Source organism: Pseudomonas sp. LBUM1651, from assembly GCF_059716135.1.
On record NZ_CP166805.1, the window covers coordinates 3438292 to 3450582 of the forward strand.

A 12291-nucleotide genomic window follows, 5' to 3' on the forward strand; every position below is an offset into this window, starting at 1 on the left:
GTCTATCTTTCTATCACATACCCAAATTTTTAAAGAACGATCTAATCAAAGACTAGAAATCAATATTCACAGCAGAATACTCATTTCTAAACTCTAACGAAAAAGACAACCTTAAAGGGTGCCTATCGTCTTCTTCAATGAATCAAGCAATTCGTGTGGGAACTTATGGAGCAGCTGATGTCGTCGATTAAGGAGGTGATCCAGCCGCAGGTTCCCCTACGGCTACCTTGTTACGACTTCACCCCAGTCATGAATCACACCGTGGTAACCGTCCTCCCGAAGGTTAGACTAGCTACTTCTGGTGCAACCCACTCCCATGGTGTGACGGGCGGTGTGTACAAGGCCCGGGAACGTATTCACCGCGACATTCTGATTCGCGATTACTAGCGATTCCGACTTCACGCAGTCGAGTTGCAGACTGCGATCCGGACTACGATCGGTTTTATGGGATTAGCTCCACCTCGCGGCTTGGCAACCCTCTGTACCGACCATTGTAGCACGTGTGTAGCCCAGGCCGTAAGGGCCATGATGACTTGACGTCATCCCCACCTTCCTCCGGTTTGTCACCGGCAGTCTCCTTAGAGTGCCCACCATAACGTGCTGGTAACTAAGGACAAGGGTTGCGCTCGTTACGGGACTTAACCCAACATCTCACGACACGAGCTGACGACAGCCATGCAGCACCTGTCTCAATGTTCCCGAAGGCACCAATCCATCTCTGGAAAGTTCATTGGATGTCAAGGCCTGGTAAGGTTCTTCGCGTTGCTTCGAATTAAACCACATGCTCCACCGCTTGTGCGGGCCCCCGTCAATTCATTTGAGTTTTAACCTTGCGGCCGTACTCCCCAGGCGGTCAACTTAATGCGTTAGCTGCGCCACTAAGAGCTCAAGGCTCCCAACGGCTAGTTGACATCGTTTACGGCGTGGACTACCAGGGTATCTAATCCTGTTTGCTCCCCACGCTTTCGCACCTCAGTGTCAGTATCAGTCCAGGTGGTCGCCTTCGCCACTGGTGTTCCTTCCTATATCTACGCATTTCACCGCTACACAGGAAATTCCACCACCCTCTACCATACTCTAGCTTGTCAGTTTTGAATGCAGTTCCCAGGTTGAGCCCGGGGATTTCACATCCAACTTAACAAACCACCTACGCGCGCTTTACGCCCAGTAATTCCGATTAACGCTTGCACCCTCTGTATTACCGCGGCTGCTGGCACAGAGTTAGCCGGTGCTTATTCTGTCGGTAACGTCAAAACAGCAAAGTATTAATTTACTGCCCTTCCTCCCAACTTAAAGTGCTTTACAATCCGAAGACCTTCTTCACACACGCGGCATGGCTGGATCAGGCTTTCGCCCATTGTCCAATATTCCCCACTGCTGCCTCCCGTAGGAGTCTGGACCGTGTCTCAGTTCCAGTGTGACTGATCATCCTCTCAGACCAGTTACGGATCGTCGCCTTGGTGAGCCATTACCTCACCAACTAGCTAATCCGACCTAGGCTCATCTGATAGCGCAAGGCCCGAAGGTCCCCTGCTTTCTCCCGTAGGACGTATGCGGTATTAGCGTCCGTTTCCGAGCGTTATCCCCCACTACCAGGCAGATTCCTAGGCATTACTCACCCGTCCGCCGCTCTCAAGAGAAGCAAGCTTCTCTCTACCGCTCGACTTGCATGTGTTAGGCCTGCCGCCAGCGTTCAATCTGAGCCATGATCAAACTCTTCAGTTCAAACATCTTTGGGTTTTTAAGAAACCCTAAACTTGGCTCAGCAATCGTTGGTTACATCTTTGATTTCTCGCGGAGTAACTTGTGATGCTGATAATCTTGTTGACTATCAGTCTGACTCCACAAGCACCCACACGAATTGCTTGATTCAGTTGTTAAAGAGCGGTTGGTTAAGAGCTTTTGTCTCAACCGAGGCGCGCACTCTACAGCACGCCTCCTCAAGTAGCAACCCTTAAAAGCTAATGATTTTATTAATAAAATCAATCGCTTAAGCCAGAACCAGCATCACGCTGCTCGCTAGCGGGAGGCGAATAGTACAGGATTAAAATACGAGGTCAACCCCCGTCTAAAAATTCTTTTCCTCATCAAAGATATCCGACAGGCCGCCCCACACCGTCAGCGTAGGGCGCTAGATTTCACGTCTGCATCAGTTCGTTGCTACAACTTTTTTGCCACCACTGTCCCACCCTCCCCCCAACGCTTTATAGATCGCGACAATTCCCCGGTATTGATCAATTTCACCCAGTGCCTGCGCGTCCTCGGCGTTCAGCCGTTCACGCTGTGCATCCAGCAGTACCAGATAATCCACCGTCCCTTCCTCATACTGGATAGCAGCCAGGTCTGCCGCGGCCCGGCTCGACTCACTTTGCTTGATCAACGACAGCAACCGCTGCTGGCGTTTGCCGTAATCGCTGAAGGCGTTTTCCGACTCTTCCAGCGCCAGCAGCACCTGCTGCTCATAAGTGGCCAAGGCGCCTTCGGCATTGGCGTCGGCACCCCGAATGCGCGCCCGCACGCTGCCCAGGTCAAAGGCCGCCCAGGTAATGCTCGGACCCAACCCCCAGGCTCTGGCCGCGCTGGAGCCAATCTGCGAACCGCGCCCGGCAGTGAAACCGAGGAATCCGCTCAGGCTCACCCTCGGGAACAGGTCGGCGGTGGCCACGCCAATATCTGCCGTAGCGGAAGCCAGTCTGCGCTCGGCGGCGAGCACATCAGGACGCCGACGCAGCAGCTCGGCAGGATCACCGATCGGCAATGCTTTCGCGATAGCGGGCAACTCGGCGGGGTTCAACGACACGCTCAATGTTTCCGGACGTTCACCCAACAGTGTGGCGATGCGGTTTTTCTGCCGCACCTGCCCTGCCTGGAGTTGCGGAACAGTCGCCTCGACAGCCGCCAGACGTGCGTCGGCACGCACCACGTCGAATTCATTGCCCACGCCGGCATCGCGTAGGCTGACGGTCACGGTGCGCGAGTCCTGCTGATTCTTCAGGTTCGCCAGGGCAATTTTTTCCCGCAGTTGCGCGCCGCGCAATTGGCCATAGGCATCCACCAGCTCGGCAATCATCGTCACGCGAAGCTGATACAGGTCAGCCGCCGCAGCATCTTCCTGGGCGTTGCTGGATTCCAGTTGACGCTGGATCCGGCCAAACAGATCGACTTCCCACGCCATGTCCAGGCCCAGATCGTAACGCTCGATATTGACTCGGCTGTCGGTCTGACCCGGCACTTGCGACTTGCCCTGCTGACTGCTGACGCGGCTGGTGACGACCGGCAAGTTGTCGTTGCTGATGTCGTCACGAATCGCACGGGCCGCTTTCCAGCGGGCAAACGCGACGCGCAAGTCGCGGTTGCCTTCCAGGGATTTGCTCACTAGCTGGTTGAGCGTGGGGTCATCGAACTGCTGCCACCACACCGTTTCAAAACGCGATTGATCGTAGTTGGCCGCCCGGGCCGAGACGATATGGGCCGGCGCTATATCCGGGGTCTTGTAATCCGGTCCCACCGTGCAGGCGGCTAGTGCGGTCACCAGAAGGCTGGGTAAAAATAGCTTCAAGGCGTTCATGGTTGCACCTCCAGGTTCAGCGCGCGGGCTTGCTTGCGCGATTGTTTGCGCTCGATGTAGCGACGAATCAGAACGAAGAACACTGGCGTCAGCAGCAACCCGAAGAAGGTCACACCGAGCATTCCGGAGAACACCGCGACACCCATCGCACGACGCATTTCCGAACCGGCGCCGGTGGATGTCACCAATGGAATCACACCCATGATGAAGGCAAAGGACGTCATCAGAATCGGCCGCAGACGCATGCGGCAGGCTTCCAATACCGCCTCCAGCGGCGACAGGCCCTGGTCCTGCTTGTCCTTGGCGAACTCGACGATCAGGATCGCGTTCTTGCAAGCCAGGCCGACCAGCACGATCAGGCCGATCTGGGTGAAGATGTTGTTGTCGCCCTTGGAAATGATCACCCCGGCAATCGCCGACAGCAGGGTCATCGGCACGATCAGAATCACCGCCAATGGCAGGCTCCAGCTTTCATACAGCGCAGCCAGCACCAGGAACGCCAATAGCACGCAGAGCGGGAACACCAGCAGGGCCGTGTTGCCGGACAAGATCTGCTGGTAGGTCAGGTCGGTCCACTCGTAGGTCATGCCGTTGGGCAATTCTGCCTTCAGCAGTTTTTCAATAGCGGCCTGTGCCTGGCCGGAGCTGTATCCGGGGGCTGCACTGCCGTTGATTTCTGCGGTAAGAAAACCGTTGTAGTGCGAGACCCGGTCCGGGCCCGATGTCGGGCTGACCTTGACGAACGTGGCCAGCGGAATCATCTCGCCGCGATCATTGCGCACCTTCAACTGGCCGATCTGTTCAGGCTCCTGGCGGAACTGTTGCTCGGCCTGCACGTTGACCTGATAGGTCCGGCCAAAACGGTTGAAGTCGTTGGCGTACAGCGAGCCCAGGTACACCTGCAACGTGTCGAAGATATCGTTGATCTTCACCCCGTGAGTCTTGGCTTTTTCCCGGTCAATGGCCGCTTCGACCTGCGGCACATTGACGGTGTAGCTGGTGAACAGGTTGGCCAGTTCCGGAACGCTGCGGCTCTTGGCGATGATGTTCATCGTCTCTTTATACAGCTCGTCATAACCCAGGTTGCCGCGGTCTTCGATCTGCAGACGGAAGCCCCCGATGGTGCCCAGGCCTTGGACCGGCGGTGGCGGGAATACGGCGATGTAAGCGTCCTGAATGCCACCGAACTTGGCGTTGAGCGAGGCGGAAATTGCGCGGGCTGACAGGCTTGGGTCTTTACGCTCATCGAAAGAACTCAAGCCGATGAACGCGATGCCGGCGTTCGGGCTGTTGGTGAAACCATTGATCGACAGCCCTGGGAATGCCACGGCGCTGTCGAAACCCGGCTCGTTCATGGCGATGGTGCTCATGCGGCGAATCACCGATTCCGTGCGATCAAGACTCGCGGCATCCGGCAGTTGCGCGAAGGTCACCAGGTACTTTTTGTCCTGGGTCGGCACGAAGCCGGTCGGCGTGGTGCTGAAACCCATGTAGGTCATGGCGATCAGACCGGCGTACACCAGCAACGCCACGCTGCTGCCGCGAATGACTTTGGCCACGCCAATCACATAGCCATGGCTGGCTTTTTCGAAAACACGGTTGAACGGCTTGAACAGCCAACCGCCGAGCATGCGATCCAGCACTTTGGAGAAACGGTCTTTCGGGGCGCCATGGGCCTTGAGCAACACCGCCGCCAACGCCGGTGACAAGGTCAGGGAGTTGAACGCCGAGATCACCGTGGAGATGGCAATGGTCAACGCGAACTGTTTATAGAACTGTCCTGTCAGTCCGGAGATGAACGCCGCCGGCACGAACACCGCGCACAGCACCAGCGCCGTGGCGATGATCGGCCCAGTCACTTCGCCCATGGCTTTTTTGGTGGCCTCCATTGGGTCGAGGCCCAACTCAATGTTTCGCTCAACGTTCTCCACCACCACAATCGCATCGTCGACCACGATGCCGATGGCCAGCACCAGACCGAACAGCGACAAGGCATTCAGCGAGAAGTCGAACAAATGCATCACGGCAAATGTACCGATCAGCGACACCGGCACCGCCACCAATGGAATGATCGAGGCGCGCCAGGTTTGCAGGAACAGGATCACCACCAGCACCACCAGGACCAGCGCTTCGAACAGCGTATGCACCACCGCTTCAATCGAACTGCGGACGAAGATGGTCGGGTCATAGACGATCTCGTAGTCCATGCCTTCCGGGAAGTTGTTCTTGAGCCTGGCCATCGTCTCCCGTACCTGGTCGGAGACGTCGATTGCATTGGAACCGGGGCGCTGGAAGATCGGCATCGCCACCGCTTCCCGGTTTTTGAGCAAGGCGCGCAAAGCGTATTGGTTGGAACCCAGTTCAATCCGGGCAATGTCTTTGAGGCGAGTGATCTCGCCGTCCGGGCCACTGCGGACGATTACGTTTTCAAACTCTTCTTCGGTGACCAGGCGTCCCTGGGAGTTGATCGACATCTGAAAGCTCGTGGCATTGGGCGCAGGGGGTGAACCCAGTTGCCCGGCCGCGACTTGACGGTTCTGTTCACGCACCGCGTTGACGACGTCTGTCGCGGTCAGGTTGCGTGAAGCAGTCTTGTTCGGATCGAGCCAGATACGCAGCGAGTAGTCACCGATACCGAACATCTTTACGTCACCGATACCGTTCAGGCGAGTCAGCTCATCCTTGACGTTGAGGATCGCGTAGTTGGACAGGTACAGCATGTCGTAGCGCTTGTCCGGCGAGGTCAGATGCACAACCATCGTCAGCTCGGGTGATGCCTTGTCGACAGTGATGCCGATGCGCGTCACTTCCTCGGGCAGCTTGGGTTCGGTGCGGGTCACGCGGTTCTGGACTTGAACCTGGGCGTTGTCCAGATCGGTGCCCAAGGCGAATGTCACTGTGAGGGTGAGCCGGCCGTCAGCCGTGGATTGCGAGGACATGTACAGCATGTTCTCGACGCCGGTGATGGCTTGCTCCAGCGGTGCCGCAACGGTTTCACCGATGACTTTCGGGTTGGCGCCCGGATAGTTGGCGTGGACCACGACGGTCGGTGGAACCACCTCGGGGTATTCGCTGATTGGCAACTGGAACAGCGAGATGGCGCCGGCGATCAGGATCAGCAGCGACAGCACTGCTGCGAAGATCGGTCGCGTAATAAAGAACTGGGAGAACTTCATGTCGAGGCTCCTTATCCGCGAGGCGCAGCGGCAGTTTCCGCTTTCACCAGAGCGGGTGATTTAGCGGAGGCCGGCTGATTGGAGGCATCGATTGCCTGACGCTGGCGGGCCAGTGTGGCGACCGTTTCCGGGCTTGCCATCGGCGCATCCTGAGGATCGATGACCGTGCCGGGCCGGACGCGCTGCAGGCCGTTGATGACGATGCGATCCTCTTTCTGCAAGCCGCTGCGCACGATGCGCAAGCCTTCAAGCTTCGGTCCCAGATCGACGCCGCGATAGACGGCTTTGTTGTCCTGATCGACCACCAGCACGAATTTCTTGCCGAGGTCGGTGCCCACCGCTTCATCTTTGATCAGCAGGCCGGGATAGGCGGCGCTGCCCACCAGTTTCAACCGGGCATACAGACCGGGGGTGTACTGACCGTCAGTGTTGTCGAACACAGCGCGACCACGGATGGTGCCGGTTTTCGGATTGACCTGGTTGTCGACAAAGTTCATCTGCCCGAGGTGGCTGTTGCCCTCCTCGCTCGACAGGCCCATGTACACCGGGGTGGCTTGACCGCGCTGGCCCTGGCGGGAAAGCAGGCTGTACTTGAGGAACATGCGTTCGTCCGCATCGAAATAGGCGTAGACCTTGTCGGTGGAGACCACGCTGGTCAGCGCTGTGGTGTCGGCGGTCACGATGTTGCCCGCGGTGATTTCCGCACGGCTGACGCGGCCGCTGATCGGCGCGGTGACGCGGGTGAAACTGAGGTTCAAACGCGCGAGATCCAGCTGCGCCTGAATGGCATCGACGCCCGCCCTGGCTTCTTGCGCGGTGGTGGTGCGGGTGTCGGCCAACTCGGCGGAGATCGCGTTGCTGCTCAACAGCCGCTGGCCGCGCTGCGCTTCGTTGCCGGTACGAACCAGCGTGGCGCGTGCCTGTTGCAGCTGCGCTTCGATGCGATGCACTTCATGCTCGAACGGCCGTGGATCAATCTGGAACAGTAAGTCGCCCTTCTTCACCAGCGTGCCATCGGTAAAGGCAACGCGTTCGATCTGGCCCGAAACCCGCGGACGAACCTCTACGGTTTCCGGCGCTTCCAGGCGAGCGGTGACTTCATCCCATTCGGTAATGGGCTGCTCAAGCACCTTGGCGACGGTGACGTGCGGCGCCCCCGGAGCCTGAGCGGAACTAGGCGTGCGTTCACAGGCGGCAAGCGCCACCAGCGCCAATGCGGCAAGGGGATAACGCAAAGGTTTGAGTGACTGTTCCATGGGGTGTGTCCGCCAGACGATTGAGGAATTTCCGGATTCTCGGCCTCGCGCGAGGTCACGACGAATCGAACGGAGTGAAGTTGGCTATCATCAATAATGATGACTATCATGTTTAAGGGCAAAAAAGGGATCGGCCCGGTTAAACCTTGGTATTGGTGATCGCAGTACAAACGGAATCCAGCGCCGGCCCCAGCGTCTGTGCCGCACTCAATGCCCGCGCGGTGGGCACCATCCGGCGACCGATGCGCTCGAACAAAGGATCGTTGAACAGCCTTCGCAATCGCACGAGCGCCGCGCTGACGGCTGGCTGGCCCAGCGATAACTGCTCAGCGGCGCGAGTGAGGTTGCGTTCCTGGATGAGCGCTTCAAATACCACCAGCAAATTCAGATCGATACTGCGCAGATCATTACGTTTCATGGGTCAGGTCCACGTAGGGATTTTTGACTTGAGCCACAGGCTCGGGATCGCCAGACTGGCGTCGATGCCGACAAAGCCATTGCAGCAACTTTATATGACGCGCATCATCAATACCAGCCTCTCAGCGAAGCTTTGCGCAAGCGAAGCCAAACGGGCTACAGGAGCAGTCTCATGAAAGTCACGAAAGACCGGGCCGCCGCGAACAAAGAGGCAATCCTCACGGCCGCGTCCCGGCTGTACCGGGAAAAAGGAATCGACGGCATCGGCATCGGTGAACTGTCGCGTTCCGTTGGCCTGACCCATGGCGGTTTTTACGGGCAGTTTCCGGGCGGCAAGGAACAGCTGGCATCAGAGGCTGTGACCCGGACGTTCGAGTCCAATATCCAGGACTGGCAAGACGCCAAATCCATACCCGAACTCATTAAGGGTTACCTGACGCAAGGGCATCTGAACAACTGGACGGATGGCTGCCCCATTCCGGCATTGGCCGCCGATGTTGCCCGCACGGGCGGTGCCGTCAGCAGCTCCTTCACCCAAGGCGTGGAGCGTTTGATCGACACACTGATGGCACTGGTCGAGGGGGAAAACCATGACGAGAAGTATCAGGAATCGCTGCGCATACTGTCGTCGATAGCGGGTGCGATGCTGATTGCCAGGGCGCTGGACAACCCTGAGTTGTCCGAGCAATTCCTGCAGTCAGTCATCAATGCCTGGCCTGCCGCTCCTGCGAAAAAAGAGCAGGCTGTTAAGCGCAGTTTGGAGGGTGAGGACTGATTGTGCTTCCAGTGAGGGCCGCGAAGGACTGCCCAGCGGGATCTGGTGCCCCGCAAAATCAAGCCCCGAAAGAAATCGGGGCTTGATGAGGGTCACACTGCATCAGGGTTTGCGTCCTCCCCCTCCGCTTATCCCGCCGCCCTCGCGCCCCACTTCAGATTTTTTGTCGCGGTCATCAGTCACATTGCTGCCGCGTCCGCTTCCCTGCCCACCGCTGGTCGATTGATCAGCCTGAGTGGATTGCCGTCCGCCCGAAGCCTGGCCGCCTTTTTGGCCTGGCTTGGAGGTATCTGCCTTATCGTCGGCGAATTCGCCTCCGCGATTCGTACCCTGCCCGCCTCCGGACATGCGGTCCTTATCGCGGGTTTGTTGTCCGCCCGAAGCTTGACCGCCTTTCTGGCCGGCTTCAGACGCTCGTTGTGGATCGTTGGCAAAATTTCCGCCAGAGGCTCCTCCACCTTTCTTGCCTGCTTCAGAAGCCTTGTCCCGGTCAGAAAAACTGCCTGGATCGTTCTTTCCTGTATTGGCCATTTCTGTTCACCTCTACATCGTTAGCACGAGCATGGGCTCGTCTAATTCGGAGGACGCAGAAAATCGAAAGTTTGAAATAAAACACCGAGCTCGCGACGAATGGATCGGGATATTTGGTTCCATTGAAAATGCGCGAATTCGACTGGCGGTTGTGAAGCCATAAAGATCATCTGCCGCCGGATTTCTCGAACACAGTGTCAATGTTTACTAGAATGAATAATCCGTAGGAAGCCCTCCAAACATCACACTCGGGAGGCCAGTCGATGACAGAACACATCGTGCATTATCACTGCCAGATTGATCAGGCAACGACTGAGCGCTTCAGGGATTGCTGCCTGGAAGCCATAGATCAGGGCGCCACCTCATTGCTCCTGAACCTGTCTACGTGTGGAGGTAGCACCAACTTTGGTTTCACCCTCTACACGTTCCTGAAGTCATTGCCAGTACCTCTGTGCGCAATCAACGCCGGCAATATCGAGTCGATGGGGATCATCATGTTTCTGGCGGCGGGCCGTCGCATCACTTCGCCTCATGCCAGATTTCTGATTCATCCGATGAACTGGTACTTCAGCCAGAAATCAGTCGACCATCAACGACTTCGGGAATACCTGTCCAGCCTCGACAATGACCTCGCGCGCTACGTACAAATCTTCACGCTCGAAACTGCCGAGGCGGCGACCAAACTCGATATTTTCCATTGCCTGTCTGCGGAGGAAAAAGTCATCGCTGCACATGAGTCGCTGGCCTACGGCATTGCTCATGAGATGAAGCAGATGGTGTTCGCCGATGATGTCAAACACTGGAAAGTCAGTGGCGGATAGTTGCATCACAATCCTCAAGACAAACGACGGTTTCTTCGCTCCTCAGAACCTTAAAGCTTGAACTGCGTCACCAGGGTACTGAAGGAGACAGCCAGTCGCGACAGTTCCTGGCTGGAAGCGCTGGTCTGATTGGCACCCGCAGCGGTCTGGGTCGAGAGATCACGGATATTCAACAGGTTACGGTCCACCTCACGGGCGACCTGGGCCTGTTCTTCGGATGCGGAAGCGATCACCAGATTGCGCTCGTTGATGGTGACGACACTGTCTGTAATCTTCTCCAACGCCGCCCCGGCGCTCTGGGCCAGTTCCTGAGTGCTGGAAGCCAGCGAAAGGCTCTTGCCCATGGCGGTGACGGCCCCGTTAGCGCCCGCCTGCACGGTATGGATCATTCCTTCGATTTCTACGGTCGAGGCCTGGGTGCGATGGGCCAGCGCGCGCACTTCATCGGCCACCACTGCAAACCCGCGCCCCTGTTCGCCTGCACGGGCGGCTTCGATGGCCGCGTTGAGCGCCAGCAAATTGGTCTGTTCGGCGATGCTGCGGATCACGTCCAGTACCTTGCTGACTTCGCGAACTTGCCCGGCCAGTTCGGTCACCGTCTCGGTCGACTCGGTGATCTCTTCCAGCATGGTGCTGATGCCCACGAGCGTGTGATCGACCTGACTGCGGCCATGAGCAGCGTCTTCGGTTGCGGCTTTAGAGGCTTCGGAGGTCGACATGGCGTTGCGCGCAACGTCCTCGACTGCCGCAGTCATTTCATTGACAGCGGTGGCCGCCTGCTCGATTTCGTTATTCTGCTGCGTCAGGCCCCGGGTACTTTCCTCGGTCACCGCGCTCAGCTCTTCGGCCGCCGAGGCCAACTGGTTCGAGGCATCGGCGATTTGCTGAAGGGTGCGTTTCAAGCCGCCCTGCATGTCCGCCAAAGCGTTGAGCAGTTGCCCCGCTTCATCGCCACGGGTAGTGTAAATGCTCTGGGTCAGATCGCCACCGGCTATGCGCCGGGCACTAGCGACCGCCAGCGCCATCGGGCGAGTGATCATACGCGTAATCAGAATGCCCAGAGCGACAGCGACCAGAAAGGCGATCACGATCCCGACCAACAGGATCAGCGTGGAGCTGGCTTCGAGTTCCTGCGCCTCCTCGGCACCTTCTTTGACCTGCCGCTTGTTCGAATCGATCATCACCCGCAGGTAATCGCGGGCTTGAATGAACACGTCAACCGACAGCGTATTCAAGCGAATGCGTGCCTGAGCAAGATCGCCGGCGTCCACCAATTCAATGACCTTCCGGGCACCTGCCACATAACCGGGCCACAGTTCTTTGTACTTGTCCCCCGCTGCCCGCTCATCAACCGCCAGAGGTGTGGCACGGTAGGACGCGAAGGCAACTTCCGCCCGAGCCAGATCCTTCGCCAGATTCTGGCGCACACGCGCCTTGTCCGCTTCGGACACATCGCCGGCGTGAGCGTCAAGCAACCGGTAGAGCCCGCGGTTGTGAGCGACCAGGCTGGTCATGGTCTCGTTGATGTTGCCCACTGAGACCAGGCTGTTGGAAAAGGTCAAAGACAGCGCAGTGGCCAAACGGCTGATTCCCACCATTCCCAACCCACCCACGGCGAGGGTGATCAGGGCGCAGATGACGAACGAGGTCAAAAGCCTGGTGGAAAATTTGGACTGGATTCAGAAGGTTCACGGGGCAAACTCGATGGATTGGAGGTAATTAATTGAAAAACGACCACTACCGCGAA

Annotated in this window: 7 protein-coding genes, 1 rRNA gene and 2 pseudogenes; 2 read left to right on the forward strand and 8 right to left on the reverse strand. The window is 57.7% G+C overall.

What is annotated here, in order from left to right:
* Positions 1-188: 188 nt before the first annotated feature.
* The 5 genes from ACA066_RS15960 to ACA066_RS15980 all read right to left on the reverse strand — a co-directional run bounded on the left by ACA066_RS15960 (position 189) and on the right by ACA066_RS15980 (position 8418).
* Positions 189-1725: ribosomal RNA gene (locus ACA066_RS15960) — 16S ribosomal RNA — on the reverse strand.
* 424 nt (positions 1726-2149) lie between these two features.
* Entirely contained in the window at positions 2150-3568 is a 1419-nt protein-coding gene (locus ACA066_RS15965) for an efflux transporter outer membrane subunit (RefSeq protein ID WP_497695684.1), read from the reverse strand.
* Positions 3565-6744: an efflux RND transporter permease subunit gene (locus ACA066_RS15970; RefSeq protein ID WP_497695685.1), complete on the reverse strand. Its 3180-nt coding sequence runs from the start codon at positions 6742-6744 to the stop codon at positions 3565-3567. Before ACA066_RS15970 ends, ACA066_RS15965 begins: the two co-directional genes overlap by 4 nt.
* A gap of 11 nt (positions 6745-6755) precedes the next feature.
* Entirely contained in the window at positions 6756-8000 is a 1245-nt protein-coding gene (gene mexE, locus ACA066_RS15975) for a multidrug efflux RND transporter periplasmic adaptor subunit MexE (RefSeq protein WP_497695686.1), read from the reverse strand.
* Positions 8001-8139: 139 nt separating this feature from the next.
* Complete coding sequence (locus ACA066_RS15980; protein WP_221398666.1) at positions 8140-8418, reverse strand: LysR family transcriptional regulator; 279 nt, start codon at positions 8416-8418, stop codon at positions 8140-8142.
* Between the two features lie 171 nt (positions 8419-8589).
* Between ACA066_RS15980 and ACA066_RS15985 the strand changes: the two genes are divergently transcribed.
* Positions 8590-9192, forward strand: a complete 603-nt coding sequence (locus ACA066_RS15985; RefSeq protein ID WP_497695687.1) for a TetR/AcrR family transcriptional regulator — start codon at positions 8590-8592, stop codon at positions 9190-9192.
* A gap of 372 nt (positions 9193-9564) precedes the next feature.
* Here the strand turns inward: ACA066_RS15985 and ACA066_RS15990 are convergent.
* Positions 9565-9678: pseudogene (locus ACA066_RS15990) on the reverse strand (con-10 family general stress protein); the annotation flags it as partial.
* A 308-nt stretch (positions 9679-9986) separates the two neighbouring features.
* On the opposite strand from ACA066_RS15990, the gene ACA066_RS15995 reads away from it, so the two are divergent.
* Entirely contained in the window at positions 9987-10544 is a 558-nt protein-coding gene (locus tag ACA066_RS15995; protein ID WP_497403540.1) for an ATP-dependent Clp protease proteolytic subunit, read from the forward strand.
* A 50-nt stretch (positions 10545-10594) separates the two neighbouring features.
* Here the strand turns inward: ACA066_RS15995 and ACA066_RS16000 are convergent, their stop codons facing one another.
* Both ACA066_RS16000 and ACA066_RS16005 read right to left on the reverse strand, forming a co-directional pair.
* A complete protein-coding gene (locus ACA066_RS16000) occupies positions 10595-11458 on the reverse strand; it encodes a methyl-accepting chemotaxis protein (protein WP_497699889.1) in 864 nt (287 codons plus the stop codon).
* A 42-nt stretch (positions 11459-11500) separates the two neighbouring features.
* Positions 11501-12157 (reverse strand): annotated as a pseudogene (locus ACA066_RS16005) (MCP four helix bundle domain-containing protein); the annotation flags it as partial.
* Between the last annotated feature and the right edge of the window lie 134 nt (positions 12158-12291).

What these genes read in the sequence shown, in the direction of transcription:
- ACA066_RS15965 (WP_497695684.1), bottom strand. Translation starts at nt 3,568, where the DNA reads ATGAACGCCTTGAAGCTATTTTTACCCAGCCTTCTGGTGACCGCACTA.
- ACA066_RS15970 (WP_497695685.1), bottom strand. Translation starts at nt 6,744, where the DNA reads ATGAAGTTCTCCCAGTTCTTTATTACGCGACCGATCTTCGCAGCAGTG.
- mexE (WP_497695686.1), bottom strand. Translation starts at nt 8,000, where the DNA reads ATGGAACAGTCACTCAAACCTTTGCGTTATCCCCTTGCCGCATTGGCG.
- ACA066_RS15980 (WP_221398666.1), bottom strand. Translation starts at nt 8,418, where the DNA reads ATGAAACGTAATGATCTGCGCAGTATCGATCTGAATTTGCTGGTGGTA.
- ACA066_RS15985 (WP_497695687.1), top strand. Translation starts at nt 8,590, where the DNA reads ATGAAAGTCACGAAAGACCGGGCCGCCGCGAACAAAGAGGCAATCCTC.
- ACA066_RS15995 (WP_497403540.1), top strand. Translation starts at nt 9,987, where the DNA reads ATGACAGAACACATCGTGCATTATCACTGCCAGATTGATCAGGCAACG.
- ACA066_RS16000 (WP_497699889.1), bottom strand. Translation starts at nt 11,458, where the DNA reads ATGCAGGGCGGCTTGAAACGCACCCTTCAGCAAATCGCCGATGCCTCG.